Origin of the sequence: Lentzea fradiae (assembly GCF_900100955.1) — a bacterium.
GTDB lineage: Bacteria > Actinomycetota > Actinomycetes > Mycobacteriales > Pseudonocardiaceae > Lentzea > Lentzea fradiae.
This window is the reverse complement of sequence record NZ_FNCC01000002.1, coordinates 146,897-172,649: the sequence shown is the minus strand read 5'-3', so window position 1 is coordinate 172,649 and position 25,753 is coordinate 146,897. Positions and strand designations below refer to the sequence as shown.

At 70.9% G+C, this 25,753-nt stretch carries 32 protein-coding genes; 17 read left to right on the top strand and 15 right to left on the bottom strand.

Annotated elements, in window-relative coordinates; translation table 11 throughout:
- Positions 1-39 precede the first annotated feature (39 nt).
- From BLT23_RS04785 to BLT23_RS04775, 3 genes are all read left to right on the top strand, one after another.
- Positions 40-648: a hypothetical protein gene (locus BLT23_RS04785; RefSeq protein ID WP_090046059.1), complete on the top strand. Its 609-nt coding sequence runs from the start codon at positions 40-42 to the stop codon at positions 646-648.
- A 104-nt stretch (positions 649-752) separates the two neighbouring features.
- A complete protein-coding gene (locus tag BLT23_RS04780) occupies positions 753-1,382 on the top strand; it encodes an HNH endonuclease family protein (RefSeq protein WP_090046057.1) in 630 nt (209 codons plus the stop codon).
- Positions 1,382-1,633, top strand: a complete 252-nt coding sequence (locus tag BLT23_RS04775; RefSeq protein ID WP_090046831.1) for a hypothetical protein — start codon at positions 1,382-1,384, stop codon at positions 1,631-1,633. The genes BLT23_RS04780 and BLT23_RS04775 overlap by 1 nt, the downstream gene beginning before the upstream one ends.
- Here the strand turns inward: BLT23_RS04775 and BLT23_RS04770 are convergent.
- Positions 1,542-2,702 carry an FUSC family protein gene (locus BLT23_RS04770; RefSeq protein ID WP_090046056.1) on the bottom strand — a complete coding sequence of 387 codons (1,161 nt, stop codon included), beginning with the start codon at positions 2,700-2,702 and terminating at the stop codon, positions 1,542-1,544. The genes BLT23_RS04775 and BLT23_RS04770 overlap by 92 nt on opposite strands.
- A 5-nt stretch (positions 2,703-2,707) precedes the next feature.
- The gene (locus BLT23_RS04765; protein WP_090046054.1) at positions 2,708-3,118 is read right to left on the bottom strand and encodes a DUF3151 domain-containing protein; all 411 of its coding nucleotides are present in this window, start codon (positions 3,116-3,118) and stop codon (positions 2,708-2,710) included.
- A gap of 250 nt (positions 3,119-3,368) precedes the next feature.
- Between BLT23_RS04765 and BLT23_RS04760 the strand changes: the two genes are divergently transcribed.
- Positions 3,369-4,475, top strand: coding sequence for a hypothetical protein (locus BLT23_RS04760; protein WP_090046052.1), 1,107 nt, complete (start codon positions 3,369-3,371; stop codon positions 4,473-4,475).
- Here BLT23_RS04760 and BLT23_RS04755 read toward each other — a convergent pair.
- Complete coding sequence (locus BLT23_RS04755) at positions 4,468-4,839, bottom strand: winged helix-turn-helix transcriptional regulator (protein ID WP_090046051.1); 372 nt, start codon at positions 4,837-4,839, stop codon at positions 4,468-4,470. The genes BLT23_RS04760 and BLT23_RS04755 overlap by 8 nt on opposite strands.
- Positions 4,840-4,924: 85 nt before the next feature.
- Between BLT23_RS04755 and BLT23_RS04750 the strand changes: the two genes are divergently transcribed.
- Entirely contained in the window at positions 4,925-5,764 is an 840-nt protein-coding gene (locus tag BLT23_RS04750; protein WP_090046049.1) for an SDR family oxidoreductase, read from the top strand.
- A gap of 67 nt (positions 5,765-5,831) precedes the next feature.
- Here BLT23_RS04750 and fbaA read toward each other — a convergent pair whose 3' ends face one another.
- A complete protein-coding gene (gene fbaA / locus BLT23_RS04745) occupies positions 5,832-6,866 on the bottom strand; it encodes a class II fructose-bisphosphate aldolase (RefSeq protein ID WP_090046048.1) in 1,035 nt (344 codons plus the stop codon).
- A gap of 42 nt (positions 6,867-6,908) precedes the next feature.
- On the bottom strand, positions 6,909-7,709 hold the full coding sequence (locus tag BLT23_RS04740) for a TIGR03620 family F420-dependent LLM class oxidoreductase (RefSeq protein WP_245743625.1): 801 nt from the start codon (positions 7,707-7,709) through the stop codon (positions 6,909-6,911).
- A 29-nt stretch (positions 7,710-7,738) separates the two neighbouring features.
- Between BLT23_RS04740 and BLT23_RS04735 the strand changes: the two genes are divergently transcribed.
- The 3 genes from BLT23_RS04735 to BLT23_RS04725 all read left to right on the top strand — a co-directional run bounded on the left by BLT23_RS04735 (position 7,739) and on the right by BLT23_RS04725 (position 10,118).
- Entirely contained in the window at positions 7,739-8,023 is a 285-nt protein-coding gene (locus BLT23_RS04735; protein WP_090046044.1) for a DUF427 domain-containing protein, read from the top strand.
- 266 nt (positions 8,024-8,289) lie between these two features.
- The gene (locus BLT23_RS04730; protein ID WP_090046043.1) at positions 8,290-9,216 is read left to right on the top strand and encodes an aldo/keto reductase; all 927 of its coding nucleotides are present in this window, start codon (positions 8,290-8,292) and stop codon (positions 9,214-9,216) included.
- A 44-nt stretch (positions 9,217-9,260) separates the two neighbouring features.
- The gene (locus BLT23_RS04725; protein WP_090046041.1) at positions 9,261-10,118 is read left to right on the top strand and encodes an SDR family oxidoreductase; all 858 of its coding nucleotides are present in this window, start codon (positions 9,261-9,263) and stop codon (positions 10,116-10,118) included.
- Here BLT23_RS04725 and BLT23_RS04720 read toward each other — a convergent pair.
- A complete protein-coding gene (locus BLT23_RS04720) occupies positions 10,111-10,389 on the bottom strand; it encodes a YciI family protein (protein ID WP_090046039.1) in 279 nt (92 codons plus the stop codon). The two genes, BLT23_RS04725 and BLT23_RS04720, sit on opposite strands and share 8 nt — an antisense overlap.
- A gap of 39 nt (positions 10,390-10,428) precedes the next feature.
- Here BLT23_RS04720 and BLT23_RS04715 point away from each other — a divergent pair, with 39 nt between their 5' ends.
- From BLT23_RS04715 to BLT23_RS04695, 6 genes are all read left to right on the top strand, one after another.
- Entirely contained in the window at positions 10,429-10,992 is a 564-nt protein-coding gene (locus BLT23_RS04715; protein ID WP_090046037.1) for a SigE family RNA polymerase sigma factor, read from the top strand.
- Between the two features lie 137 nt (positions 10,993-11,129).
- Positions 11,130-12,038: an ROK family protein gene (locus BLT23_RS04710; protein WP_245743623.1), complete on the top strand. Its 909-nt coding sequence runs from the start codon at positions 11,130-11,132 to the stop codon at positions 12,036-12,038.
- Complete coding sequence (gene nagA, locus BLT23_RS04705) at positions 12,038-13,189, top strand: N-acetylglucosamine-6-phosphate deacetylase (protein WP_090046034.1); 1,152 nt, start codon at positions 12,038-12,040, stop codon at positions 13,187-13,189. Before BLT23_RS04710 ends, nagA begins: the two co-directional genes overlap by 1 nt.
- 10 nt (positions 13,190-13,199) lie before the next feature.
- Entirely contained in the window at positions 13,200-13,394 is a 195-nt protein-coding gene (locus BLT23_RS39850) for a hypothetical protein (protein ID WP_143035819.1), read from the top strand.
- Between the two features lie 17 nt (positions 13,395-13,411).
- The gene (locus BLT23_RS04700) at positions 13,412-14,134 is read left to right on the top strand and encodes a DedA family protein (protein WP_245743621.1); all 723 of its coding nucleotides are present in this window, start codon (positions 13,412-13,414) and stop codon (positions 14,132-14,134) included.
- Positions 14,135-14,406: 272 nt separating this feature from the next.
- Positions 14,407-15,834: an amidohydrolase family protein gene (locus BLT23_RS04695; protein WP_090046032.1), complete on the top strand. Its 1,428-nt coding sequence runs from the start codon at positions 14,407-14,409 to the stop codon at positions 15,832-15,834.
- Here the strand turns inward: BLT23_RS04695 and BLT23_RS04690 are convergent.
- Positions 15,831-17,207, bottom strand: a complete 1,377-nt coding sequence (locus BLT23_RS04690; RefSeq protein ID WP_090046030.1) for an FAD-binding oxidoreductase — start codon at positions 17,205-17,207, stop codon at positions 15,831-15,833. The two genes, BLT23_RS04695 and BLT23_RS04690, sit on opposite strands and share 4 nt — an antisense overlap.
- Before the next feature lie 158 nt (positions 17,208-17,365).
- Here BLT23_RS04690 and BLT23_RS04685 point away from each other — a divergent pair, with 158 nt between their 5' ends.
- On the top strand, positions 17,366-18,046 hold the full coding sequence (locus BLT23_RS04685) for a DedA family protein (RefSeq protein ID WP_090046029.1): 681 nt from the start codon (positions 17,366-17,368) through the stop codon (positions 18,044-18,046).
- On the opposite strand, the gene BLT23_RS04680 is transcribed toward BLT23_RS04685, so the two are convergent.
- Both BLT23_RS04680 and BLT23_RS04675 read right to left on the bottom strand, forming a co-directional pair.
- Positions 18,014-18,589, bottom strand: coding sequence for a nucleoside/nucleotide kinase family protein (locus BLT23_RS04680; RefSeq protein WP_245743742.1), 576 nt, complete (start codon positions 18,587-18,589; stop codon positions 18,014-18,016). The genes BLT23_RS04685 and BLT23_RS04680 overlap by 33 nt on opposite strands.
- A gap of 23 nt (positions 18,590-18,612) precedes the next feature.
- Positions 18,613-19,458 (bottom strand): PfkB family carbohydrate kinase, encoded by an 846-nt coding sequence (locus tag BLT23_RS04675; protein ID WP_090046025.1) that lies wholly within the window; start codon positions 19,456-19,458, stop codon positions 18,613-18,615.
- A 34-nt stretch (positions 19,459-19,492) separates the two neighbouring features.
- Between BLT23_RS04675 and BLT23_RS04670 the strand changes: the two genes are divergently transcribed.
- Positions 19,493-20,467, top strand: coding sequence for a LacI family DNA-binding transcriptional regulator (locus tag BLT23_RS04670; RefSeq protein ID WP_090046024.1), 975 nt, complete (start codon positions 19,493-19,495; stop codon positions 20,465-20,467).
- Complete coding sequence (locus BLT23_RS04665) at positions 20,461-21,192, top strand: sugar phosphate isomerase/epimerase family protein (RefSeq protein ID WP_090046022.1); 732 nt, start codon at positions 20,461-20,463, stop codon at positions 21,190-21,192. Before BLT23_RS04670 ends, BLT23_RS04665 begins: the two co-directional genes overlap by 7 nt.
- Positions 21,193-21,210: 18 nt before the next feature.
- Here the strand turns inward: BLT23_RS04665 and BLT23_RS04660 are convergent, their stop codons facing one another.
- The 6 genes from BLT23_RS04660 to BLT23_RS04635 form a co-directional block, all read right to left on the bottom strand.
- Positions 21,211-22,308, bottom strand: coding sequence for a glycoside hydrolase family 76 protein (locus BLT23_RS04660; RefSeq protein ID WP_090046020.1), 1,098 nt, complete (start codon positions 22,306-22,308; stop codon positions 21,211-21,213).
- Positions 22,309-22,333: 25 nt separating this feature from the next.
- The gene (locus BLT23_RS04655) at positions 22,334-22,999 is read right to left on the bottom strand and encodes a TrmH family RNA methyltransferase (protein WP_245743619.1); all 666 of its coding nucleotides are present in this window, start codon (positions 22,997-22,999) and stop codon (positions 22,334-22,336) included.
- On the bottom strand, positions 22,971-23,339 hold the full coding sequence (locus tag BLT23_RS04650) for a DUF2784 domain-containing protein (RefSeq protein ID WP_245743617.1): 369 nt from the start codon (positions 23,337-23,339) through the stop codon (positions 22,971-22,973). Before BLT23_RS04650 ends, BLT23_RS04655 begins: the two co-directional genes overlap by 29 nt.
- 59 nt (positions 23,340-23,398) lie before the next feature.
- Entirely contained in the window at positions 23,399-23,953 is a 555-nt protein-coding gene (gene pyrE, locus BLT23_RS04645) for an orotate phosphoribosyltransferase (RefSeq protein ID WP_090046017.1), read from the bottom strand.
- A gap of 112 nt (positions 23,954-24,065) precedes the next feature.
- Positions 24,066-24,839 (bottom strand): SDR family NAD(P)-dependent oxidoreductase, encoded by a 774-nt coding sequence (locus BLT23_RS04640; RefSeq protein WP_090046015.1) that lies wholly within the window; start codon positions 24,837-24,839, stop codon positions 24,066-24,068.
- Positions 24,840-24,914: 75 nt separating this feature from the next.
- Positions 24,915-25,652, bottom strand: coding sequence for a type III secretion system chaperone family protein (locus BLT23_RS04635; RefSeq protein ID WP_090046013.1), 738 nt, complete (start codon positions 25,650-25,652; stop codon positions 24,915-24,917).
- Between the last annotated feature and the right edge of the window lie 101 nt (positions 25,653-25,753).

Here is a 25,753-nt window from a genome sequence, read left to right as displayed (position 1 = left end):
CACGGAATCGTGTTGGCCTGCGGAAACACGCAGTCGCCAATGATCACTCAACGTGACGACGTCCACGTCGTCCCGTCCCGCCCCGGCAAGGACCACGTCGACCCCCACCTGGACGCGGAACGCCTCGTCGTCGCGGGCACGGACGCGGACCTGGCGGCGGTCGTGGTTCGCTTGCTGCGCAAGGAGAAGCTCGGTTCGGTCACGCTCGGCTACGTGCCTTCCGGCGAGTCCGCGGTGGCAGCCCTGTGGGGGCTCCCGGCGAAGCCGGAACGGGCGTTGGACGTCGCCCTGAACGGTGACGTGGATCCCGTTCCGCTCGTGCGCGACGACGTCGGCGGAGTCCTCATGGGACTCGGCGTGCTTTCCCCCGTTCGAGGGGTCGGGTACAGCGACGCGGACAACGTGCTGCGCGGCCAGGCGTCCCGCGTCGAGTGCACGCCCGACACCGAGGGCGGGCTCGGGCTGGTCATCCGGATCGTGCACAAGCGCCTCTTCGGGACCAAGGTCGAGGAGAGCCGCCCGCGCGCGTTCCAGCTCGGCTGCCTGCCGACCACGGCGGTGCTGGACGGCCACAAGCACCCCCGTCCGGTGGACAAGTGGACCTGGTACCGGCACACCGAGGACCTGCGCCTCGTTCGAGGGATCTAGGAATGCATTCGTAGTTCGATCGAGTGTCACTCGAAGGCATTGCTTAATTCCAGAACGTGACCAAGGGTGGTCCCGATCACTTTCCAACCAGGAAGGTCGGGACGATGTCGACAGTTACCCGAGCCGTGGGTGCCCTGGCCGCCGCGGCGGCCCTCACCCTCGGTCTCGTCACCCCTGCACTCGCGACACCGCCGAACATCCCCAGCGCCGCCACCGCCAAGTCGGAGCTGGCGGCGCTCACCGTGCGCGCCGACGGCTCCATGTCGGGCTACTCGCGCGACAAGTTCCCCCACTGGATCACCCAGTCGGGGACCTGCAACACCCGGGAGGCCGTTCTCAAGCGCGACGGCACCAACGTGGTGACCAACTCGTCGTGCGCCGCCACCTCGGGCCGCTGGTTCTCCCCGTACGACGGCGCGACGTGGACCGCGGCCTCCGACGTGGACATCGACCACATCGTGCCTCTGGCGGCCGCCTGGAGGTCCGGAGCGTCGTCCTGGAGCACGGCGCAGCGCCAGTCGTTCGCCAACGACATGTCCGGGCCCCAGCTGATCGCGGTCACCGACAACGTGAACCAGTCGAAGGGCGACCAGACACCGGCGACGTGGAAGCCGCCGCTGACGTCCTACTGGTGCACCTACGCCAAGATGTGGGTACACACCAAGTACCGCTGGAGCCTCAGCGTGAACTCGGCGGAGAAGACCGAACTGGCGGGCATGCTCGGAAGGTGCTGATGGCGTCCCTCTCCTCGCTCTTCGTGGCGGGCCCCGGTGGCGTGATGACCGACGAGGTCGGCGTCGTCACCGGTGACCTCGAGCTGTGCACCGAGCTGTCCGACGACGGGAAGCTGAGCGCGGCGGTCCGCTACGAGGGTGCGGAGGAGTGGTACGCCGTCACGGGCGGTTCGTGCGTCCTGGCTGATCCTCGGGACCACGAGCAGGTGCACTCCCTGCTGCTGGGGATTCTGCACCGGCCGGACGGCTGAGCGGCGGCAACGCCTCCATGGCCTCGCTCCTGCTCACCCCGGTCGCCTGCAGCAGGTCCACGGCGACGCTGCGGATCTGCCCCAGCACGACCTGCGACGAGAGCCCGTCCCCCGCGAGACGCCGTGCGGTGAGCTGCCGCGCGGCGTCCCGCACGGCCTCCCGCGTCCCCGCGGGGTCCTTGCCCTTCTCCAGCTCGGCGCGCAACCGGTCCACGGCGTCCGCGTAGTTCCGCAGCACCTCCGGCACACCGTCCGGGATGCGCTCGTCCGCCTTGAGCGCCGCCATGATCCGGCGGGCCAGCACGCGCGTGTTGCGGATCGCGTAGTCCACCGGCACCGCCGCGGTGTGGTACCGGCCGAGCCGGTCCTTGGAACGCCACCTGATCGGCGCGATCCGCGCGATCTCGGTGCCGGTCTGCAACGCCGACCGGTAGTCGTCGATCGTCGTCTGGCTGGTGCGCAGCTCGGCCAGCACGCCGGCGGCCTTGACGCCGTCGCGCTCGTCGAGCGCCTCCGCCAGGTTGCGCAGCGTCGAGCTGAGCGTGTTCGTCAGCACCTTGAGCTGCCGCTGGGCCACCGTGATCGGGTTCGCCGGGAGCAGCGCCGCCACCGCCAGCCCGACCAGGCCGCCGGTCAGCGCGTCGATCATGCGGTCGAACCCGCCGCCCTCGCTGGGCGGCAGCAGGGTGGCGACGAGAACGGCGCTGCTGCCCGCCTGCAACGCGATGACCGAGCCGCCGTCGAGCAGCACCGCCGCCGACATCGCGAGCGCGACGACGAGCGCGATCTGCCACGGGCCGCTGCCGATCCAGCCGATCAGCGCGTCACCCACGCCGACGCCGACCGACACGCCGACGACGAGCTCACCGACGCGCCGCAGCCGCTGCCCCAGCGAGACGCCGAGGCAGACGACGGCGGCGATCGGTGCGAAGAACGGGCGCTGGTGTCCGATGACGACGCTCGCCACGAGCCACGCGAGGCCCGCCGACAGTGCACAGTGGACGATCGGCAGCGCGGCACCGCGCCACCGCGCCAGTCCGCGCCCGACGGCGTCCCGGACAGCACCCACGCGGGTCAGACCAGGCCGAGAGCGGCGGGCGCCTTCGGGTCGGAGTCGGCGAGGAAGGTGCTGCAGCGCTCCCACTCCTCGTCCTCACCGATCTCCCGCGCGGCACGGGCAAGAGCCGCCAGCGCGCGCAGGAAGCCCTGGTTCGGCCGGTGGTCCCACGGCACCGGGCCGAAGCCCTTCCAGCCGGAGCGGCGCAGCTGGTCGAGGCCGCGGTGGTAGCCGGTGCGCGCGTAGGCGTAGGCGGCGACGGGGTCGCCCGCGTGCAGCGCCCGTTCGGCCAGGAGAGCCCACGCCTCGGAGAAGTCGGGGTAGGCCCGCACGATCTTGCCGGGGTCGGTGCCGCCGTCCGCGGCGGCCTGCGCCTCGGGACGGTCGGGCAGGCGGGTCGGCTCGGGCCCGAGGAGGTTCTCAACCATGCGGCCATCGTGCCGCACGACGGCGGACTCAGGAGAGGACGACCCCCATGACCGTGGCCACAACGGCGAGCGACAAGGCGACGACGAGCACGGCCGCGACGAACTTCTTCCCCATGGCCGTGCATGTTCCCCGGCTGCGCCGTTCAGATCAACACGCTTCACCCGCCGGAGGACGCGGATTGGAAACATCAGGGTAAAGCCAGGGTCGTTTCACCTACCTGAACCGGAGGTGCGGGCTCATGATGTCCGAATGATTCAGGGGGTAATGGGGTTCCGGGACCGGTACTGGGAGCGAGGTGCCGCGGGCAGAGAGACACCGCCGGAGCTCGCACGGCAGCTGTACCGGTGGTGGCTCGCCGGCCTGCTCCTCAAGCTGATCGGGTCGTCCTGGGACGTCTCATGGCACTTCAAGTGGCTGCGCGACGACCTGGCGCCCCCGCACCTGATCAACACGGTCGGCACCGTGATCGTGGTCGCGCTGACGCTGTTCCACACGTTCACCGGCTACGGCGCCGACCGGCTCGCGTTGCGGCTGATGCAGACCGGGTGCGGGATCTTCCTGGTCGCCCTGCCGATCGACGTCATCAACCACCGCGTCAACGGCCTCGACATCACGTCGTGGAGCGGCTCGCACGCCCTGCTCTACCTGGGCACCGCGGTCATGCTGGCCGGTGCGATCCGCGGGTGGGCCGGGTACTTCCCCGAGGGCAACGGGCGGACGTTCGGACTCGTCGCGCTGTGGTTCTTCTTCCTGGAGAACGTCTGGTTCCCCAACCAGCACCAGGAGTACGGCGTGCGCGCGTTGCAGGCGTACGACGACGGCCAGGCCGAAGCCGAGCCGATCCTGCTGCAGTTCGCCGCCGACCAGCTCGGCCTGCCGGTGGGCCGTGAGGCGGTCGTGCACTTCGCGCTGCCGATCGCGGACTGGGTCTACCCGGTGTGGGGCCTCGTCGCGGCGGCGCTCGTGCTGGTGATCGCCCGGCGCATGATCGGACGGCGCTGGACGGCGACCGCCGTCGTCGGCGCCTACGTCGCGTACCGCTGCCTGATCTGGCCGCTGCTCGCGGGCATCGACTTCCCGAAGTCCGCCGTGCCGCTGTTCCTCGTGCTCGTGGGCCTCGCGATCGACGCGGTGCACGCGGTGGACCTGCCCACGCCGGCCACGGCCGCGCTCGGAGCCGTCGCCGTGACGACGGCCGGCTACGCGGGCATCCGGTTCCAGCAGGAGTACCTGTGGGGCCCGCCGATCTCGTTCTCCTCGGCGGCGGTCACGGCCGTGCTGCTGGCGCTGCTGTGGACGGCCGGGGACGCGGCCGTGCACCGGCGGGAGACGCGGACGCTCGCGCCGCTCAGCTGACCCCGCCCGCGTCCAGCCGCCGGGTGATCCGGCCGAGCAGGTCGGTCAGCGACTCGCCGACGTCCCGCCCGAACTCGGTCAGCCCGTAGGTGACCTTGGGCGGGTTCGCCGGTTCGACGGCGCGCCAGACGAGCCCGTCCTCGACGAGCCCGCGCAGGGTCTGGGAGAGCATCTTCTCGCTGATGCCGCGGATGCTCTCCCGCAGCTCGAAGAACCTCAGGTCGTTGGCCTGCAACGCGATCAGCACCCACACGCCCCACCGGCTGGTGACGTGGTCGACGACGTCACGCGCCGCGCACTCGGTGTGAAACACCTCATACCGCGCCGCGGGCTCGTCCCCGGTGGTCTGCAAGCCTCCTGCCACGTGCTGAGCTTACGTCGAGGTATGTCCTTACGGAAAGTAAGCCCGGTTCCTAGCGTCGTGCCCCACAACGACGAAGGAGCTGTCCATGATCGTGGTGACCGGGGCGACCGGGAACATCGGACGACCGCTGACCAGAGCGCTGGCCGAGGCGGGCGAGCAGGTGACGGCGGTGTCGCGGCACGCGGCCGAGGTGCCCGCGGGCGTCCGGCACGTGGTGGCCGACCTCGCCGACCCCACGAGCCTCGATCCCGCGCTGGCCGGGGCGAAGGCGTTGTTCCTGCTGCTGTCCGGCGACCTGCACGCGATCGGCGCGAACCCCGCCGACGTGCTCGGCCGGGCCGCGGCGAACGGGGTGCGGCGGGTCGTCCTGCTGTCCACGCTGGGAGTGGTGACCAGGCCGTTCGGCCGGACGCGGATCGCCATGCGCGCGCTGGAGGACGCGCTGCGCGAGTCCGGCCTCGACTGGTCGATCCTGCGGCCCGGCGGCTTCGCGTCCAACGCGCTGTGGTGGGCGGAGCAGGTCCGCACCCGGCGGCTCGTCGCGGCGCCGTTCGGTGACGTCGGCGTGCCGGTGGTCGACCCGGCCGACATCGCCGGCGTCGCCGCCGCGTGCCTGCTCGACGACCGGCACACCGGCGGCGTCTTCGAGCTGACCGGCCCGGAGGTGATCAGCCCGCGCGGCCAGGCGGCCGCCATCGCCGAGGCGATCGGCGCTCCCGTGCGGTTCCACGAGCTGACCCGCGACGAGGCCAAGGCCGGGATGACGACGATGATGCCGGGCGAGCTCGCCGACGACACCCTGGACATCCTCGGCTCGCCGACACCCGAGGAGGTGCGCGTCAGCCCCGACGTCCGGACGGTGCTGGGCCGAGCGCCCCGCACGTTCGCCGACTGGGCCGCCCGCCACGCCGCGGCGTTCCGCTGACACGCGGGGGCCCCGCGTTCCCCGGGAGGAAACGCGGGGCCCCCGCGTGGCGTCGGAAGTGCGCCGATCAGCCCGCGATCATGCGGCCCGACGACTTGAGGTGCTCGCACGCCTGCGCGATGCGGGCGGCCATCGCCTGCTCGGCCGCCTTGAGGTAGCTGCGCGGGTCGTAGGTCTTCTTGTTGCCGACCTCGCCGTCGATCTTCAGCACGCCGTCGTAGTTCGCGAACATGTGCGCCGCGATCGGACGGGTGAACGCGTACTGCGTGTCCGTGTCGATGTTCATCTTGATGACGCCGTACGACACGGCCTCGTGGATCTCCTCCAGCAGCGAGCCGGAGCCGCCGTGGAACACCAGGTCGAACGGCTTCGAGCCGGCCGCGAGACCCAGCTTCTCCGCCACGACGTCCTGGCCCTGCTTGAGGATCTCCGGACGCAGCTTCACGTTGCCCGGCTTGTAGACGCCGTGCACGTTGCCGAACGTCGCGGCGAGCAGGTAACGGCCCTTCTCACCGGCGCCGAGCGCGTCGACCGTCTTCAGGTAGTCCTCGGGCGTCGTGTAGAGCTTGTCGTTGATCTCGTTGTCGACGCCGTCCTCCTCGCCACCGACGACGCCGACCTCGATCTCGAGGACCAGCTTGGCCTTGGCGGAGAGGTCGAGCAGCTCGCTCGCGATCTGGAGGTTCTCCTCCAGCGGCACGGCGGAGCCGTCCCACATGTGCGACTGGAAGAGCGGGTTGCCGCCCTTGTCCACCCGCTCCTGGCTGATCGCGATCAGCGGGCGCACGTAGCCCTCGAGCTTGTCCTTCGGGCAGTGGTCGGTGTGCAGCGCGATGTTCACCGGGTACTTCGCGGCCACGACGTGCGCGAACTCGGCCAGCGCCACGGCACCGGTCACCATGTCCTTGACCTTCGTGCCGGAGGCGAACTCCGCGCCGCCGGTCGAGACCTGGATGATGCCGTCGCTCTCGGCCTCGGCGAAACCGCGGAGAGCCGCGTTCAGAGTCTCCGAAGACGTGACGTTGATGGCGGGGTAGGCGAACTCGTTCGCCTTGGCCCGGTCCAGCATCTCCGCGTAGACCTCGGGAGTGGCGATGGGCATCGGTGGTCCTCCTCAGGCGCCCTGACGGGTGTCGACCGCATCCTACGAGCCTGGCCGCAGACCCAACGCGGCGGCCAGTTCGGCATAGTGCCCGTTCAGGGACTGGACGGCGACGTGGTCGGCGCCGGCGTCCAGGTGGGCGCGCAGCTTCTCCGCCACCTGGCCGGGGTTACCGTGCGGTACGAGTGCATCGATCAAGTCGTCCGACCCCGCCGTGTCGGCCTCCGAGAACCCGAACCGCTGCCAGTTCCGCGTGTAGTTGGAGAGCCCGAAGTAGAACGCCAGCTTCTCGCGAGCGATCGCCCGCGCCTTCACCGGATCCTCCTCGACCACGACCGTGACCTCGGGCGCGAGCAGCTTGTCGCCCAGGATGGCGCGCGCCTGCTCGGTGTGCCGCACCGGCACGAGATACGGGTGGGCACCGGCCGTCCGCTCGGCCGCGAGCTCGAGAACACGAGGACCGAGCGCCGCCAGGACCTTCTTGTCCCGCGGGACGTCCAGCCGCTCCAAGTAGTCGGCGAGCCTGTCGTACGGCTTCTGGTAAGCCTGGTCGACCTGCGGGTGCCCGGCCCCGACCCCCAGCACCAGCCGGTCGCTGCCGATCCGGTGGAAGCTCGCGGCCACGTCCTCCGGCTCCGTCTGCCAGACGTTCACGATGCCGGTCGCGATCGTCATCCGCCGAGTCGCCCTGACCAGCTCCTCCGGCAACGCCAGATCCGCACCGGGCGAGCCGCCCACCCAGAACGTGCCGTACCCGAGCTCCTCGAGCCCGGCCACCTCCGCGCCCCGCCCGGCCCACTCCTGATGGCTGCCCCACACACCGAAAGTTCCGAAGTTCGTCACGCCCCGAGCCTGCGGGCATAGTGGGAGACATGGCAATCGCCCGGTGGAACGACAAGATCATCGCATCGAGCGACGACACGGTCGTCGTCGAAGGCAACCACTACTTCCCGCTCGACTCCGTGGACCCGGACGTGCTGAAGGCTTCGGCCCACACCTCCGTGTGCCCCTGGAAGGGGACCGCCAACTACTTCACGCTGGTGGTGGACGGGGCGGAGAACCCGGACGCGGCCTGGTACTACGCGGAGCCGAAGGAGGCCGCGGCGGAGATCCGGGGGCGGGTGGCTTTCTGGAGGGGCGTGGAGATCACGGGGTGAAGGTGGCGGCGCCGGTGGGCGGCGCTGCCGGGGGCGGTGGCAGATAGGTCGCGTGACTGGTGGGTCGCGCGGATGACGCGGCTGTCGGGTGACGCCTGCTTGCGCGCGTAGGAGATCCGTGCGCGCAGCGGCCGCCATCTCAAGCCGCCCCGCCACAAGCCCAGTCTCGCCCCGCGACCTCCCCGCCAAGGCCGTCCCTTCACGCGGCCACCCCCGTGCAAGGCCACCCCGCGAGCTGCCACCCCGCACGGACTACGTTGCGGTGAATGGCGATCCTGAGCACCACTGACCTGAACGTGTCCCGCCTCTGCCTGGGAGGCAACGTCTTCGGCTGGACCGCTGACGAGGAGCAGTCGTTCGCCGTGCTCGACGCGTACCTCGCGGCCGGGGGGAACTTCGTCGACACGGCTGACGTGTACTCGGCTTGGGCCGAGGGCAACGACGGTGGCGTGTCCGAGTCGATCATCGGCAGGTGGCTGGCCCGGCGCGGGGTGCGTGACCGGGTTGTCCTGGCCACCAAGGTCGGGATGCTGGCCGGGTTCGACGACCAGCGGCGCGAGACCGTTCTGGCCGGTGCCGAGCAGTCGTTGAAGCGGCTCGGTGTCGACCACATCGATCTCTACTACAACCACCGCGACGACCCCGGCACGCCGTTGGAGGAGACGCTGGCCGCCTACGACCAGCTGGTGCGGGAGGGGAAGGTGCGCTACATCGCCGCGTCCAACTTCTCGGCCGAGCGGTTGGCGGAGGCGTTGGCGATCCAGGAGCGGGAGGGGTTCGCGAAGTTCGTGGCGTTGCAGCCCGAGTACAACCTCGTGAGCCGTGACGCGTTCGAGGGGGAGTTGCAGCGGACGGTGGCCGAGCACGGGTTGGCGACCGTTCCGTACTGGTCGCTCGCCAAGGGGTTCCTGACCGGCAAGTACCGGCCCGGTGTCGAGGTCGAGAGCGTGCGGGCGGGGGCCGCGTCGAAGTACCTCGACGAGCGCGGGCTGAAGGTGCTGGCGGTGCTCGACGAGGTGGCGGCCGCGCATCGGACGACGGTGGCGGCGGTGGCGTTGGCGTGGCTGGCGCAGCAGCCGACGGTGGCGGCGCCGATCGCGTCGGCGCGGACGTTGGAGCAGCTCAGCGACTTGACGCCGGTGATCGAGCTGGAGCTGGCGCAGGACGAGGTGGATCGGCTGACCGCAATTTAACTTGCCAGTAGCTTACTGGGAGTAGGTTGCGTTACCGTGGCGGCATGGACGTCACGGGCAAGGTGGTACTGATCACCGGCGCGGCCAGGGGCATCGGCGCCGAGGTGGCGAGGCAGCTGGCCGCGCGCGGGGCTCGTCTCGCGCTCGTGGGGCTGGAGAAGGCCCAGCTCGAAGAGGTGGCGCGGGAGGTCGGTGGCAGGGCCTGGGAGGCCGACGTCACCGACTGGGACGCGCTCGACCGCGTCATGGGCGAGGCGGCCGAGCACTTCGGCGGCATCGACGTCGTGGTGGCGAACGCGGGGATCGCGGCCACCGGGTTCGTGCGGTCGATGGACCCGAAGGCGTTCGAACGGGTCATCGAGGTCAACCTGCTCGGCGTCTGGCGCACGGTTCGCACGGCGTTGCCGCACCTGATCAAGAGTCGCGGCTACTGCCTGGTGGTGTCGTCGCTGGCGGCGATCGTGCACATTCCCGGCAACGCCGCCTACTCGGCGGCCAAGGCGGGGTGCGAGGCGTTCGCGGACAGCGTCCGGGCCGAGGTGCGGCACCTGGGCGTGGACGTCGGCACCGCCTACTTCTCGTGGATCTCCACGGACATGGTCAACAGCGCCGACGAGCACCCCGTCTTCGGCAGGCTGCGCAAGGGCATGCCAGGGCTCGCCGGCAAGAAGTACCCGGTGCGCGACGTCGGCCGGGCCGTCGTCAAGGCGATCGGGAAGCGCGCGAAGGCGGTCCACGTGCCCGGCTGGGTCGGCGCGGTGAAGTACTTCCGCGCGTTCACGCCGATGGTCGTGGACCGCCAGTCGGCGGCGGACGTCGCCGAGGCCGACCGGCAGATGGCCGCGAACGACACGTCCGGCCTGGTCGGGCCGGGCGGTCGCGCGGCCGGTGAGGTCAGCTGAGCAGGGAGCCCAGCACGGTGTTCCACTCGCGGACCGTCCACTCCGCGACGTCCGCGGCGGTGTACGGGTCGGCGGCGATGAGCTCCTTCACGGCCGCCTCGTCCGCCGCCTCGTAGACGATCAACGCGCCGGTGTCGTCCGCGTACGGTCCGGAAAGGAGCACGGCGCCCTTCTCGGCGAGAGAGGCGACGTACTCGCGGTGTTCGGGGCGGACCGCGAGACGCTTCTCGCGGTCGGGGCCGTACACCAATTCGACAGCAAAACGGGCCATGCCTCCACCGTAGTGAAGCCGACCGGTACCGTCCTCCCTGTGGTTGGCGAAGAAACCCCGCGCACCGTGCAGGACACCCTGACCAACCTGCGAATCAAGGACGGCGTCGCAGGACCTCCCGCAGGGCCGCTCACACTCGAAGACCTGTACAAGCAGCACCGCATGCGTCTCATCAGGCTCGCGCTGCTGCTCGTGGACGAGCCCGCGACAGCGGAGGACGTGGTCCAGGAGGCGTTCACCGGCCTGCACCGCAACTGGAAGGGCCTGCGCGACGCCCAGGCGGCCGTCGGGTACCTCCGCACGGCCGTGGTCAACGGTTCGCGCAGCGTGCTGCGCCGGCGCAAGACGGCCCGCGACTACACGCCGCCGCACGTGGCGAACGCGCGCTCGGCCGAGTCGCTCGCGATGCTGACCGCGGAGCACCAGGCCGTGGTCAAGGCGTTGCAGCAGCTGCCGCCGCGGCAGCGCGAGGTGCTCGTGCTGCGCTACTACGGCGACCTGTCCGAGGCGGAGATCGCGGAGGCCACCGGCATCTCGAAGGGCACCGTGAAGTCGACGGCCTCGCGCGCCCTCGACGCCCTCCAGAAGATCATGGCCGGCTGACCGGATCAGTAAGCGAACTTCACTGTTTCTCCTGATGGGCTGGTCACGCACTCGGCGTGGTTCCAGCTCGCGGGAACGCGCGCCCAATCCGGTGCTTGGTATAGACCAATAGGGTCCTGATGCCGCAGGATCAGCCCGTGGCACGCAGACACGTGGTCGCCGTCGACATCGGTGGCACCGAAACCAAGGCGGCGCTCGTCACCGGCACCCCGGACGCGGTGGCGGCGCAGAAGCACGCGCGCAGGGCGACCCCCGGCGAGCTCGAGCCCCTGCTCGACGTCATCGCCGAGCTGGTCGGCGAGCTGAGCGCCGCCTCCGAGCACGAGATCGACGCCGTGGGGGTCGTGGCACCGGGCATCGTGGACGAGGCCGCCGGGGTCGGCGTGTACACGGCGAACCTGCCGTGGAGCGGGTTCCCGTTCGCCACCGTCCTCACCGGACGGCTCGGCGTGCCCACGGCGTTCGGCCACGACGTGCGCGCCGCCGGTCTGGCCGAGAGCCGGATGGGCGCCGCCAAGGGGCTGCGCAACGCGGTCGTCATGCCGATCGGCACGGGGATCGCCGGTGCGCTGCTGCTCGACGGGAAGATCTTCAGCGCAGGCGGCTTCGCGGGCGAGATCGGCCACGTGGACGTCGGCCACGGCGAGCCTTGCGCTTGTGGCCAGATCGGCTGCGTGGAGACAGTGGCGTCCTCCGCGGCGATCGCCCGCCGGTACACCGCACGTACCGGGACCCCCGTGCAGGGCGCGGCCGAGGTCGCCCGCCGGGTGCGGGACGGGGAGCAGGACGCCGTCGCCGTGTGGCACGAGGCCGTGGACGCGCTGGCCAGGGGGATCCTGGTGCTGGCGACGCTGCTCGGTCCCGAGGCCGTCGTGCTCGGCGGTGGGCTCGCACTGGCGGGAGACTTGCTGGTGGGGCCCCTGGAGGAACGGCTGGACGGGCTGATCGCCTTCCAGCGCCGACCGGAGCTGCGGCTCGCGGCGCTCGGCGACGAGGCGGGCTTCCTCGGCGCGGCGCTGCTGGCCATCGACACGCTGGAGGCGTGATGAGCACGTGGGGTGGACCCGTCGACGTGACCCTGACCGGTGGCCGGGTCGTCACGCCGGACCGGGTGCTCGAGAACGGGTGGGTGAGCGTCCGCGACGGCAGGATCGCCGCGGTGGGCGAGGGCGCCGCGCCCGACGGGCCGACGACGGACGTCGGCGGGGGCACGATCGTGCCGGGGTTCGTCGACATCCACTGCCACGGCGGTGGCGGTGACGCGTTCACCAGCAGCGACCCGGTGAAGATCCGCAAGGCCGCCGCGGCGCACCGCAGGCACGGCACGACGACGCTGCTGGCCTCGCTGGTGTCCCGCCCGGTCCCGGAGCTGGCCGACCAGGTGTCCGCGCTGGCCGAGCTGGTCCAGGAGGGCGTCGTCGCGGGCATCCACCTGGAGGGCCCGTTCCTGTCGGCCGCCCGCTGCGGCGCGCACGACCCGGCGATCCTGTGCCCGCCGGAGCAGCCCGCGGTGACGAAGCTGCTCGACGCGGGCAAGGGCACGGTCCGCATGATCACGATCGCGCCGGAGCTGGACGGCGCGGTCCGCGCCGTGCGGCAGCTCGTCGACAACGACGTCATCGCCGCGATCGGGCACACCGACGCGACGGAGGCGCAGGTCCGGCCCGCCGTCGACGCGGGTGCCTCGGTCGCGACGCACCTGTTCAACGGCATGCGCCCGCTGCACCACCGCGAACCGGGCCCGATCGGCGCGCTGCTGGACGACGACCGCGTCACGGTCGAGCTGATCTGCGACCTCGTGCACCTGCACCCGACGGCGGTGCGCCTCGCCGCCCGGCACGCGGGCTCGAAGCGCACGGTCCTGATCACCGACGCCATCGCGGCGGCCGGGGTCGGTGACGGCGTGTACGACGTAGGCGGCCTGGAGGTGCGCGTCGTCGACGGCGTTCCAACGTTGGCAGGAGGGGCCGCGCTGGCCGGCAGCACGCTGACGATGGACGCGGCGTTCCGCAACGCCGTCACGTCGTGCGGGCTGTCGCTCGTGGAGGCCGCCCACGCCGCGTCCACCCGCGGCGCGGAGCTGCTGGGGCTCGACACCGGCAAGCTGCAGGCGGGTTGTGCGGCCGACCTCGTCGTGCTGGATGCAGAATTGAAGCCGAGGGACGTGTTGGTCAGGGGCGAGTGGGTCAAGGACTGAGGCAGGGTGCATGGCTGACGATCCGGAGCGGTTGGTGACCGACGCCCTGAGAGCGCAGGCGACCAGTACAAATGCCGGATTTGCCGCACATGTCCCAGTCGCCGAGGAGCCTCCCGCACCCATGCCCGCCTGGTGGGTGCTGGGTCTCGCGCTGCTGTTGGGCCTGGCAGCGGGCACGGTGGCGGCAGTGATCACGCTCGGCTGACCTGTACCGTTGTGCGCGTGACTGTTGCATTGGGCCCTGACTGGCTGGACCCCACCGTTCTGCTGAACGGGCTCGGCCCGTACATGCTCATCGGGCTGTGCCTCATCATCTTCGCGGAGTGCGGGCTGCTCGTCGGTTTCTTCCTGCCGGGCGACTCCCTGCTGTTCACAGCGGGCCTCTTCGTCGCCGCCGGAACGATCGACACCCCGCTCTGGCTCGTCTGCGTCCTGCTGACGATCTGCGCGTTCGTCGGCAACGTCGCCGGCTACTACATCGGCGCGAAAGCCGGTCCGGCCCTGTTCAACAAGCCGGAGTCGAAGATCTTCAAGAAGGAGTACGTCGACAAGACGCAGGAGTTCTTCGACAAGTACGGCGCCCGCGCCATCGTGCTCGCCCGCTTCGTGCCGATCGTCCGCACGTTCATCACGGCGATGGCAGGCGTGGGCCGGATGGACCCGAAGAAGTACTTCACCTACTCCGCGATCGGCGGCGTGGCGTGGGCGGCGGGTCTGACGATCCTCGGCTACTTCCTCGGCCAGGTCACCTTCATCAAGGAGAACCTGGAAGTCACGCTGCTCGCCATCGTGTTCCTGTCGATCGTGCCGATCATCATCGAGGTGCTCAAGGCGCGCAAGGAGAAGAAGTCGCTGGTGCAGGAAGAGGCGGACGACATCACGCAGGTCATGGAGGCACAGCTCCAGGACGACGCGACGCAGGTCATCCCCCGCATCGAGCGCTGAGAACCCCGCGGAGCCCGCTCGTCCTCGCGACGGGCGGGCTTTTCGCTGGCTGCGGCGGCTCGTGGGCGTGTCTGCGGACAACTTTCCCGCCCGGCACGGACCTGTCACTCGTCGTCGACATGGTCGCGGGCGCGCTCTTCCACCGGGTGCTGTTCCGGCCGGAGGAGGACACGGCTCAGGACCTGGAGGACTACCTGCTCGCGGCGCTGCGCCAGGCCGGTCACCGCGACTGACTTGAGTCTGCCGCAACGTCAGGGTGTTGGTTGAGCGGCATGACCGACACCACCAGACGGGAAGTGCTGGGCTGGCTGGCCGGACTCGGCGCGGCGGGCCTGCTCGTGCCGGGCACCGCCGGTGCTTCCACGAACGTCACCGCCTTGCGCGGCGTCACCCTCGTCGACGCCACCGGCACCCGTCCGAACACCACGATCGTGCTGGCGGACAACAGGGTTCTCGCCGTCGGCTCCCGAGACCTGCCGCTGCCGCGCGGCTGCCGGACGCTGGACCTGGCGGGCAAGTTCGTCATCCCCGGCCTGTGGGACATGCACGTCCACGGCGCCTTCCTGGACCGGATCACGCTGCCGCTGTGCCTGGTCAACGGCGTCACGGGCCTGCGCGAGATGTGGGGCTCGCCGCCGATCTACGAGCTGCGCGACAAGATCGAGCGCGGCGAGGTGCTCGGGCCGCGGCTCGTCGTCGGCAGCTCGATCATCGACGGACCGCACTCCACGCTGCCCGGCGCGTTGATCGTGGCCACGCCGGACGAGGGACGCCAGGCCGTGCGGGAGGCGAAGACGCAGGGCGCGGACTTCGTGAAGGTCTACTCGTACCTGGACAGGCCGACGCTCACGGCGATCGCGGACGAGTGCGCACGGCAGGACATGACGTTCGCCGGGCACTGCTCGAACCACGTGCCGCTGGGCGACGCGAGCAACCTCGGACAGCGCACCTTCGAGCACATGTACGGCCTCCCGCTGGCGACGAGCACGCGGGAAACCGAGCTGCGCCAAGCCATCGCCGCTCTTCCGCTCGACCCGGCCGACTCGTTCGCGTGGTTCAAGCAGGTGCTGGACTTCGAACGCGAGGCAGCTCTGTCGCACAGCCGGAGCAAAGCCGTGCGGCTGGCGAACCTGCTGCGGCGCAACGGCTCCGCGCTCTGCCCGACGATGGTGGCGATGCGGGTGTACTCCAGCCCGGCGGACCGGTACGCGGACGACCCGCGGATGAGGTACACGCCGTCCTTCTACCCGGACCTCTGGCGCGACCAGCTCGTGCGGTGGGCACCCGTGACGCCGCAGGAGATCCGGCAGCAGGCCGAGTTCCTCAAGCGCCGCATGGAACAGGTGGCCGAGATGCACGCGCACGGTGTCGAGGTGCTGGTGGGCACGGACGCGGGCAACCCGTACTCGTTCGCCGGTTTCTCGGTCCACGACGAGCTGGAGCTGCTGGTCGAAGCCGGGCTGTCGCCGACGGACGCGTTGCGGGCAGGCACGCGCCACGCCGCGATCAAGCCCGGCGCGGAGGCGAACCTCGTGGTGCTCGACGGCAACCCGCTGACGAACATCCGCAACACGCAGCGGATCCACACCGTGCTGACGCGCGGCCGGGTCTTCGGGCCCGCCGACCGGCAGCGGATGCTCGCCGAGGTGGAAAAGGCAGCTCAGGAGCCGTTCCCCACCGTGGCGAAGGCTTGCTGCTAGAGGCTGAACATCGAGCCGGGGTTGAACAGGTTCTCCGGGTCCAGCGCGCGTTTGATCTCGCGGTGGACCCGGAGGCCCACCGGCCCGATCTCCTTCGCGAGCCACTCGCGCTTGATCTTGCCGACGCCGTGCTCGCCGGTCACGGTGCCGCCGAGCGACAGCCCCAGGGCCAGGATGGCGTCGAACGCCTTCTGGGCGCGGGCGAACTGGTCGGCGTCGGCCGGGTCGTAGACGATCGTCGGGTGCATGTTGCCGTCGCCCGCGTGGCCGACGACGGCGATCTTCAGGCCGACCTGCGCCGCGATGTCCTCGCAGCCCTGGATCAGCTCGGCGATGCGGGTGCGCGGCACGCACACGTCGTCGGTCAGCCAGGAGCCGTAGACCTCCAGCGCGGTCAGCACGGCGCGGCGGGCCGTCAGCAGCTCGCGGCCCTCGTTGACGTCGTGCGTCGCGTAGACGAGGTCCGCTCCCAGGCAGATCTCTTCGATCTTGCGCAGCTCGTCGCGGGCCTGCTCGCCGCCCGCGTCGGACTGGCAGATCAGCAGCGCCGCGCAGCCGGGGCCCGCGCCCAGCTCCGTCTTCAGGTACAGCTCCACGGCCTCGATGGATGTGCGGTCCATGATCTCCATCAGCGACGGGACCAGGCCCTCGCGGACGATCCTGCTCACCGCGGCACCCGCCTTGGCGGTGCTGTCGAACGCGGCGACCAGGGTGGCGGGCGCCTGGGGCAGCGGGCGCAGCGCCAGCGTGGCCTGCGTGATGACGCCGAGGGTTCCCTCGGAGCCGACGAAGAGCTTGGTGAGGTCGTAGCCCGCGACGCCCTTGACCGTGCGGCGGCCGGTGCGCAGCACCTCGCCGTCGGCCAGCACGACCTCCAGGCCCAGCACCGAGTCGGTCGTGACGCCGTACTTCACGCAGCACAGGCCGCCCGCGTTGGTGGAGAGGTTGCCGCCGATCGTGCACCAGTCGTAGCTGCTCGGGTCCGGCGGGTAGAACAGGCCGTCCTTCTCGACGGCGCCGCGCAGGTCGAGGTTCACCACGCCCGGCTCGACCACGGCGAGACGGTTGTCGGCGTCGATCTCGACGATCGCGTTCATCCTGGTCATGACCAGGACGACGCAGCCTTCGACCGCGTTCGCCGCCCCGGAGAGCCCGCTGCCCGCGCCGCGGGGGACGATGGGGACGCGGTGCCGGGCGCACGCCCGCACGACCGCCTGGACCTGCCCGGTGTCCAGCGGGAACACCACCGCCAACGGGCTGCCGTGCGGCGCCAGCGGCATCATGTCCCGCCGGTAGCTCGTGGTCACGTCGGTGTCGGTCACGACGCCTGCGTCACCCAGTGCGGTGCGGAGTTCAGCGAGCAACGTCTCCATACCGGCCACGCTAGACCGGAATGCCTGGTTCACTCGACGGTGAACCGGAAACGACGAGGAGTTCACCTGGTGACCGTCCGTGCTCAATCCGGATTCAACCGACCTGTCGAGACGATGACGCCACACCAACGGCGTAACAACACGTAGGCTGGTTCACCGTGGCGCATGCTTTCGCCTCCCTGGAGACCGCCGGACCGGTGGCCGTGTGGGTCATCGTGCTCGGCTTCATCTTCATCGAGTGCGCTTTCATCTTCGGGCTGTTCCTGCCCGGCGACTCGCTGCTGTTCGCGGCCGGCGTGGTGCTGGCGGCACACAGCAGCGAGCTGTCGGCCTGGGCGCTGTCGCTCGCCGCCCTGATCGTCGCCGTCGTCGGCAACCAGGTCGGCTACTACATCGGCAAGGCGACCGGCACCCGCGTGCTCGCCCGCAAGGGCGGCAAGGTCCTGAACAGGCACAACCTGAAAAAGGCCGGCGACTTCCTCGACCGGCGCGGGTTCTGGGCTGTCGTGCTCGCGCGCTGGATCCCGTGGATCCGCACGCTCGCGCCGATGATCGCCGGGGCCGCCCGCATGGACGTCCGCCGGTTCACGCTGGCCACCACCATCGGCGCCATCGCGTGGGTGCCGACGCTGGTGCTCGCCGGCTACTACGGCGCGGGCATCCTGGAGACGCTGCCGTGGCTCGAGACGGCCGCCATCGTCGTCAGCGTCGCCTTCTTCCTCGGCGGCACCGGCTGGGGCATCTGGCGCTACCGCCAGGAGATGGCCAAGCCGATCGACGAGTCCGGCGACCTCGACCCCTCCCAGCTAGAGCACCTCGGTGATCAGCAGGTCCGCTGAGCCCTTCGACGAGTTCACCATCAGCGCGTTGACGTGGTCGGTGCCGTGCAGGACCCGTTCCTGCGCCTCCGACAACGTGCGCCCGTAGCGCAGGTGCCGGTCGATGAGGCGCTGCACCCGCACGTCCTCGTCGATGAACAGGAACCACGCCTCGTCCAGGATGATCCGGACGCGCTTCCACTTGTCGTAGTTGAGCAGCAGGTAGTTGCCCTCGGTGACGACGAGCGGCACGTCCGGGTGCACCGGCACCGCGCAGGCCACCGGCTCCTCGATCTCGCGCCGGAACTGCGGCGCGTAGATCATGTCCGGCCCGCACGCCTTGATCCGCCCGAGCAGGTCGACGTAGCCGGGGATGTCGAACGTGTCGGGCGCGCCCTTGCGCTCGACGAGCCGCAGCCGTTCCAGCTCGCTCTGCGCGAGGTGGAACCCGTCCATCTCGACGAGCACCGCCTGGCCGTCGAGCGCCTCGACGAGCCGCCGCGCGAGCGTCGACTTGCCCGACCCCGGCGCACCGCCGATGCCGAGGATCTTCCGCTCACCCATGTCGGTGAGCGCTCGGGCCCGTTCTAGCAGCTCCTCGAACCTGACCTGCTGTCCTGCCACCGCGCCAGCCTCTCAACCCAGTCCCCGACCGCACCGACACGCACGGCGGCCGCCTCCGACGCGAAGCCGATGGCCGCCACCGGGTCCGTCCCCGTGGCCAGCGCGTACGCGTACGCGCCGTGCCAGACGTCACCGGCTCCGTTCGTGTCCCTCACCTGCACCGACGGCACGGGCACCGCTCCGGTCGAGCCGTCCAGCGACCAGGTCACCGGCGCCGCACCGTGCGTGCGGATCACCAGCGGCACCCCGTAGGAGTGGACCTCGGCGTCGGACCGCTCGAACCCCGAAGCGCAAGCGGCCACGTCGACCAGCGGCAACAGGTGATCGAGGACAGGTTTCCAGCTCCCGGCGTCGAGCACCACAGGCAATCCGGCGTCCTTGGCCATCCGGGCGGCCGGAATCGCCAGACCGTCGTGGTGGCCGTCCAGCAGGACGACGTCCGCGGCGGCCACCAGACCGGCCAGTGCGGGCGCCTCGACCGGCACCGACGCGTTGCGCGAGACGACCGTCCGTTCTCCGTCGGCGGCACGGACGACGACCATGCTCACCGGCGTCGTGCCCGCCACGGCCGTCACCCTGACCGGAGCCAGGGACGACCGCACGAACTCGCCGAGCGCGTCCGCGCCCAGAGCGGTGAGCAACGCCGCCTCGCCCCCCAGCGCCGCGACCGCGCGGGCCGCGTTCGCCGCCGGGCCACCGGGCGACAGCGCCGCGTCGAGCGAGCGGACCTTCTGCCCCGGTTCGGGGAAGACGTCCACCCGTTGGGTCACGTCGAGGGTTGTCAGCCCGACACACAGCACGGCTGCCATCTGGCCTTCCTCCAAACGGGTATGGTCCCAGGTCATGGTCACCATGCGGGATGTCGCGGCTCTCGCGGGGGTCTCCATCACCACGGTGTCACACGTGATCAACGAGACCAGGCCCGTCGCCCAGGACACGCGCGAACGCGTCCAGAAGGCGATCGACGAGACCGGGTACACGGGCGACGCCATCGCGCGCTCACTGGTCATGGGTGGCACGAAGTCGCTGGGGCTCGCGGTGTCGCTCGTGTCCCACCCGTACTTCGCCGAGCTGATCGCCGCCATCGAGTCGGAGGCGACGCGCAACGGCTACTCGCTCGTCCTGATCGACACGCGGGACACCCCGGAGTCCGAGCAGGCCGCGGTCAGGATGCTGCGGTCCAGGCGCGTCGACGGGCTGCTGCTGACGCCGTCGGCCGGCAGCGGGAACTCCGTGCTGCCCGAGCTCAAGCGGCTCGGCATCCCCACCGTGCTGGTGGACCGGCTGACCGTGGCCAAGGACATCGACCAGGTCGGCCCGGAGAACGTGCAGGCCACGTCGGGTCTCGTCCGGCACCTCGCGGACCTGGGGCACCGGCGGATCGGCATCGTCTGCGGCAAGGCGGGCGTGGCGACGACCGAGGAGCGCATCCTCGGCTACCGCCTCGGCCTCGGCCGCGCGGGCCTCAAGTGGGACGAGGCGCTGGTGTCGCAGAGCGGCTGGCTCGCGCCGCTGCTCGACCAGGAGGACCCGGCGACCGCCGTCGTGGCCGCCGACCACCTCGTGACCGTCGGCATGCTGCACGAGATGCGCGCCCGCGGCCTCAAGCTCGGCACCGACCTCGCCGTCGTCGCCTACGACGAGGTGGAGTGGGCGACGTTGATAGACCCGCCGCTCACGACGCTGGCCCAGCCCGTCGAGGAGATCGGCAGGACCGCGGTGAAGCTGCTGCTCTCCCGGATCGACGACCCGGAACGCCCACCGGAGACCATCCGGCTCGCGCCCTCGCTGATGCACAGGCAGTCCTGCGGATGCTGATCCCCGGCCTCGTCTCGGTGACGTTCCGCCAGCTCACGGTCTCCGAGATCGGCGAGCTGGCACTGGACTGCGGGCTGCAGGCCGTCGAGTGGGGCGCGGACGTCCACGTGCCGCCCGGCGACTTCACGGCGGCGCGCAAAGCCCTCGACACCGGCCTGAAGGTGGCCGCGTACGGGTCGTACTACCGCGCGGGCACCTCCGACCGGGCGGAGCTGGCGCCGGTGCTGGAGACCGCGGCCGAGCTCGACGCGCCGCTGGTGCGGGTGTGGGCGGGCACGTCCGGCTCAGCCGAGTGCGCGGACCGGGAGGCCGTGGTCGACGCGCTGCGGCACGCCGCGGAGCACGCGGAGGCGATGGGCACCAAGATCGCGCTGGAGTACCACCCGGACACGCTGACGGACACGCTGGAGTCGACGGTCCGGCTGCTGGAGGAGGTCGACGGGGTCGTCTCCTACTGGCAGCCGCTCGGCGGCCAGGACGTGTTCTCGGCCGTGCACCAGGTGCGCACGCTGGAGCCGGTGACGGCGCACGTCTTCTCGTGGGGACCTGGCGGGTTCCACGACCGCCTGCCCCTCTCCGAGCGCCGCGACCTGTGGCGCCCGGTGCTGGGAGAGCTGGCCAAGGACGGCGTCGACCGCAACGTGCTGCTGGAGTTCGTGCGCGACGACTCGCCGGAGCAGTTCCGCGAGGACGCCAGGACCCTGCTGAGCTACCTCAAGCCCTGACCTCCCTCGGACGCAGACTCAGGCGGTCGTCACGTTGAGGCCGCTACGTTCCAGCAGGGCAGCCGCCTCCAGGCACATCCAGCCGCCGAGCTGCACCGACAGGTCGCGCCCCTCCTCCTCCTTCGCCGGGAGGGACCACTCGGGGCCGAACAGCGGGCCGCTCACCGCCATCGTGCGGTTGAGCCACGCCGCCTCCGCGGACCTGACGACGAGCTCCCGCGCCAGCTCCGCGGTCGCCGCCCGGCCGGGGTCCAGCTCGGGGATCACCAGCGCGGCCTGCGCGAGGTAGCGGGCGAGGATGCCCCCGAACAGGCCGCCGTCGCCGCCGCCCTGGCCCCGGATGACGCCGTCGGTGGCGAGCCGCTCGTGCACCGCCCTGATGGTCCGCTCCGCCCGGTGGAGCCACTTGCCCTGCTGGCCGTGCCTGGCCAGCTCGACGCACGCGCCGATCAGCACGCCCTGGCAGTAGGTGTAGGTGTTCTTCTCCACCTCGCGGATCTCGCCGTTCGGGTGCACGTGCAGGCCGTCCCACGCGAGGCCGCTGTCCGGGTCGACGAGGTGCTCCTCGATCCAGTCCACGGTGGACCGTGCGCGGGCGAGGTCGGTGCGTTCGTTCTGGCGCGCCAGGAAGATCGCGGCGGGGCCGTTGGCGGGCACGTTCTTGAAGTCGTCGTCGCGCTTCCACCAGATGCCGCCGCCTGCGTGGTCGGTCCAGCCGTCGCGCAGCCGTTCGGCGATCGCCCGCAGGGCCTTGGGCTTCGCGACGCCGACCTCGTTCTGGACGCGTTGCAGGGCGAGGCCGAGCCAGGCGACGTCGTCGTAGAAGTCGTTGGTCCAGCCGACGAGGTTGCGCACCCGAATGCCCCGGACGACCTTGGCGATCGTGTTCCCGCGCAGCGCGCCCGGTTTGCGCAGGTAGCCGTCGACCATGCAGTCGAGCAGGTGCGCCTGCCACCAGTAGTTGAAGCTGCTGTGCAGCCTGTCCCGGACGAGCGGGGGCCACGCCCGCGCCCCGAGCAGCGTGCCGGGCAGACCCCAGACGCGCCGCAGGTGCCTGGAGTACACCGCGCGCTCCGCGACGCCCGCGCGGGCTGCCTGCAGTTTCGCGATCACCACTGGCTCATCGTGCGTGCTTGACCGGTCAAGAAGCTCGGTGAACCGCCCAGTGGTACAGGCCCATCGCCACAGAAGTTGTCAGGTTGTAACTGCTGACCCTGTCCCGCATGGGCAGCCGCACCACCCTCGTCGCCCTGCTCCGCACCTCCGCGGACAGCCCGTGCCGCTCCGACCCGAACGCCAGCACCGCGTCGTCGGGGATCGGGCCCTTCAACAGGTCGCCGTCGGCGTCGAACGCGATCAGCTCGCCCGCGAAGTCGAGCGTCTCCGCCTTCCCCACCGGCAACGCGAAGTGCAGGCCCGCCGATCCGCGCAGCACGTTCGGGTGCCACGGGTCCACGTCGCCGGTGGAGAGCACGCCGCCCGCGTCGAGACCGGCGGCCACCCTGATCGCCGCGCCGAAGTTGCCCAGGTTGCGCGGGTTGTCGAGCAGCACGACCGGGGCCGCGCGGTCGAACGGCAGCTCCGGCCGGTCCGCGAAGCCCGCGACACCGGTCGGGTGCGTGCGGCCGACGCGCAGCACGAACGCCGCCTGGTCGACCTCGGTGGCCTGCGCGAACGCGTCCACGAGATCCGGTGCGTGCGACTCGGCGAGCTTGACCGCGGCACCCAGGTCCGTGGTGAGCAGCGGGTGCACCTCCGCGCCGAAGCGCAGCGCGTGCTTAACCGTGTGAAAGCCTTCGAGCAGCACGCCCACCAGCGTAGAAGCCGGCCCACGACGCCAGGACCAGCGCCCCGAGCACCAACTGGACCAGCGTCGACGCGCTCTCCGGGTACCAGACGCCGTCGATGTAGTGGTCGATGAACCCGGTCTCCAGCACCGGCATCCCCGCCAGCTCGCGGAAGTAGTTCTCCCACACCGTCAACGGGCACACCGTCGGCGTCACGATGCTCAGGATCGCCCACGCGCCCAGCGCCAGGTGGGGGTAGATCACCCACCGCCAGCGCCACGCGAGGAACCCGCCCACGAACAAGAACGCCAGCACCGTGAAGTGCAACGCCACGACCGTTTCCGCTAAGAACCTGGCCATCAGCACCACCCCGCCCTCCAGACTAGGACGGGGTGGCTCGCAGCGCTCTCGACAAAACCTCAGGCGAGACCGAGATCGTTCAGGTCGAGCAGGTACCGGTACCGCAGACCCTCGGCCTCGATGGCCTCCTTGGCGCCCGTACCTCGGTCGACGACCGTGGCGACGCCGACGACGTCGGCCCCGTGCTCGCGCAGCGCTGTGACGGCCGTCAACACCGAACCGCCCGTGGTGGAGGTGTCCTCGACCGCGAGCACGCGCTGCCCGCGCACGTCGATGCCCTCGATCTGCCGCTGCATGCCGTGGGCCTTGCTGGCCTTCCGCACCACGAACGCGTCGAGCACGTCACCGTCGGCCGCCGCCGCGTGCATCATCGCGTACGCCACCGGGTCCGCTCCGAGCGTGAGACCGCCGACGGCGACGAAGTCCCAGTCACTGGTGAGCTGCCGCAGCAGCCTGCCGATCAACGGGGCCGCCGCGTGGTGCAGCGTCGCCCGCCGCAGATCGACGTAGTAGTCGGCTTCCTTGCCGCTCGACAGGGTCACCTTGCCGTGCACCACGGCCAGCTCGCTCACCAGACGAGCGAGTTCCGACTTGGCGTTCGCGTCCAAGACCACTTCAGTTCGCACGGGTCGTCAGCTTCGCACATCCGTGCACCGGACGCTCCGTACGCTGCATCACCGTGACGGCCCTGTCCGACCTGGAGGTGGTCGCACCGGGCGGTTCCGGTCAGGTGCGTCCGCGTCCGCCCGCGAACCGCGACGCCATCTTGCGCAGCAGCGACCTCGGGAGCAGTCCCGCGGCCGTCACGATCGCCTTGTACTGCGCCCCGGGGATCGACAGCGGCTTGCCGCGGCGCAGGTCGCGCAGGCCCTCGTGGACCAGCCGGTCGGCGTCGACGTAGAGCCAGCCCGGCGTCTGCGACATGTCGATGTTCGCGCGCCGGTGGAACTCGGTCCGCACGAAGCCGGGGCACAGCGCCATGACCCGGACACCGGTGCCCGCCGTCGCGAGCGCCATGCCCTCGGAGAACGTCGTCACCCACGCCTTGTCGGCGCTGTAGCTCGTGCCGCGGCCGGGCAGGAAGCTCGCGACGCTGGACACGTTGATCACGTCGCCCTTGCCGCGGGCCACCATCGGGGGAATCGCCGCCCGGCTCAGGCGCAGCACCGTGGCGACGTTGACGTCGAGCTGCTGCTGGAGCCGGTCGACGCCGGTGGTGAAGAACTCGCCGCTGCTGGCGAAGCCCGCGTTGTTGACGAGCAGGTCGACGGCGGAGGAGGCCAGCCGGTCCTCCACCTTCGCGCGCTCCTCGGCGACGCTCAGGTCGGCCGGCAGCACGTCGACGTGGACGCCGTGGCGCTCGTGCAGCTTCTGCGCGGACTCTTCGAGTGCGGACGCGTTGCGGGCGACCAGCACGAGGTCGTACCCCTCGGCCGCGAGCCTGCGGGCGAAAGCGGCCCCGATCCCGACCGTCGCCCCGGTCACCAGTGCGGTTGGCATGCCACGGCACGGTAGTCGGAAACGCGTCAGTTCCGAAGACCGGCGATGATCACAGTTCCCGGGCGGCCGGACGCGCTACTGCTGCTTGCGGCCGAACGACGGGCGGTAGACCTCGCCGCCCTCCTCGTCGTCCTCCGCCACCGGCTCCTCGGCGTCGGACGGGTCCGGGTCGAACGGGTCGATGACGTCCGCCAGCTCACCGACGTCGCGCAGCAGCCGTTCGAGGCGCGCGGGCGACGAGTTCGGCGGCGCGGCGGCCAGCACCCAGTCGTTCTCCATCCAGACGACCGTGACGTCGCCCCCGATCTCCTCGGCGGCGTCGATCAGGTCCGGGGTGATGATCTTGCGGGCGGCCGGGACGTCCGTGACGAACGCGTACCGCGAGCCGACCGGCCCGAGCAGGTCCGGCATCGGCATCTTCTCGTTGTCGCGCTGGAACGGCACCGTGGACAGCCACAGCTCGATCACCACCGACAACGCCCGCCTGCACCGCACGCCGACCAGCACCGAGTTGACCTTGCCGGCGGTCTCGTGGTCGAGCACGTAGACCTGGCGCCGCCCGTCCGCGGTGAACGTCGAGCCCGCGACGACGTCACGGGCGAGGCCCGTGCCGTAGTACGCGATGGCACCCGCCTCCCACCGGGTCGGCAGCACGTGGTCTGTCTCCTCGAACTGCCAGCCGCGCAGGGCAGCCCAACGGCGCCGTTCACGGTTTCGCGCGGTTCGCTGTGCCCGGTCGGTCGCGAGCAGGGCGAACCCCGCCACGCCCGCCACCGCGGCGACGGTGAACCAGACCCACGCCGGTATGCCCACAGCTGAAGCGTAGTGGGTCGAGCGCGTGGAACGAAGATCACTTCCACGCGGCGTGCCCGTACCGCCTATTCGGGGTGGTGGGAGCGCCGCACGGGTACGGC

Coding starts and splice junctions, on each gene's coding strand:
- BLT23_RS04785 (WP_090046059.1), top strand. CDS start 40: ATGATCACTCAACGTGACGACGTCCACGTCGTCCCGTCCCGCCCCGGC.
- BLT23_RS04780 (WP_090046057.1), top strand. CDS start 753: ATGTCGACAGTTACCCGAGCCGTGGGTGCCCTGGCCGCCGCGGCGGCC.
- BLT23_RS04775 (WP_090046831.1), top strand. CDS start 1,382: ATGGCGTCCCTCTCCTCGCTCTTCGTGGCGGGCCCCGGTGGCGTGATG.
- BLT23_RS04690 (WP_090046030.1), bottom strand. CDS start 17,207: ATGGAGACGTTGCTCGCTGAACTCCGCACCGCACTGGGTGACGCAGGC.
- BLT23_RS04765 (WP_090046054.1), bottom strand. CDS start 3,118: ATGGTTGAGAACCTCCTCGGGCCCGAGCCGACCCGCCTGCCCGACCGT.
- BLT23_RS04650 (WP_245743617.1), bottom strand. CDS start 23,339: ATGGCCAGGTTCTTAGCGGAAACGGTCGTGGCGTTGCACTTCACGGTG.
- BLT23_RS39850 (WP_143035819.1), top strand. CDS start 13,200: ATGGCTGACGATCCGGAGCGGTTGGTGACCGACGCCCTGAGAGCGCAG.
- fbaA (WP_090046048.1), bottom strand. CDS start 6,866: ATGCCCATCGCCACTCCCGAGGTCTACGCGGAGATGCTGGACCGGGCC.
- BLT23_RS04665 (WP_090046022.1), top strand. CDS start 20,461: ATGCTGATCCCCGGCCTCGTCTCGGTGACGTTCCGCCAGCTCACGGTC.
- BLT23_RS04735 (WP_090046044.1), top strand. CDS start 7,739: ATGGCAATCGCCCGGTGGAACGACAAGATCATCGCATCGAGCGACGAC.
- BLT23_RS04675 (WP_090046025.1), bottom strand. CDS start 19,458: ATGGCAGCCGTGCTGTGTGTCGGGCTGACAACCCTCGACGTGACCCAA.
- BLT23_RS04725 (WP_090046041.1), top strand. CDS start 9,261: ATGGACGTCACGGGCAAGGTGGTACTGATCACCGGCGCGGCCAGGGGC.
- BLT23_RS04750 (WP_090046049.1), top strand. CDS start 4,925: ATGATCGTGGTGACCGGGGCGACCGGGAACATCGGACGACCGCTGACC.
- BLT23_RS04680 (WP_245743742.1), bottom strand. CDS start 18,589: ATGGGTGAGCGGAAGATCCTCGGCATCGGCGGTGCGCCGGGGTCGGGC.
- BLT23_RS04730 (WP_090046043.1), top strand. CDS start 8,290: ATGGCGATCCTGAGCACCACTGACCTGAACGTGTCCCGCCTCTGCCTG.
- BLT23_RS04760 (WP_090046052.1), top strand. CDS start 3,369: ATGATTCAGGGGGTAATGGGGTTCCGGGACCGGTACTGGGAGCGAGGT.
- nagA (WP_090046034.1), top strand. CDS start 12,038: ATGAGCACGTGGGGTGGACCCGTCGACGTGACCCTGACCGGTGGCCGG.
- BLT23_RS04720 (WP_090046039.1), bottom strand. CDS start 10,389: ATGGCCCGTTTTGCTGTCGAATTGGTGTACGGCCCCGACCGCGAGAAG.
- BLT23_RS04695 (WP_090046032.1), top strand. CDS start 14,407: ATGACCGACACCACCAGACGGGAAGTGCTGGGCTGGCTGGCCGGACTC.
- BLT23_RS04670 (WP_090046024.1), top strand. CDS start 19,493: ATGGTCACCATGCGGGATGTCGCGGCTCTCGCGGGGGTCTCCATCACC.
- BLT23_RS04640 (WP_090046015.1), bottom strand. CDS start 24,839: ATGCCAACCGCACTGGTGACCGGGGCGACGGTCGGGATCGGGGCCGCT.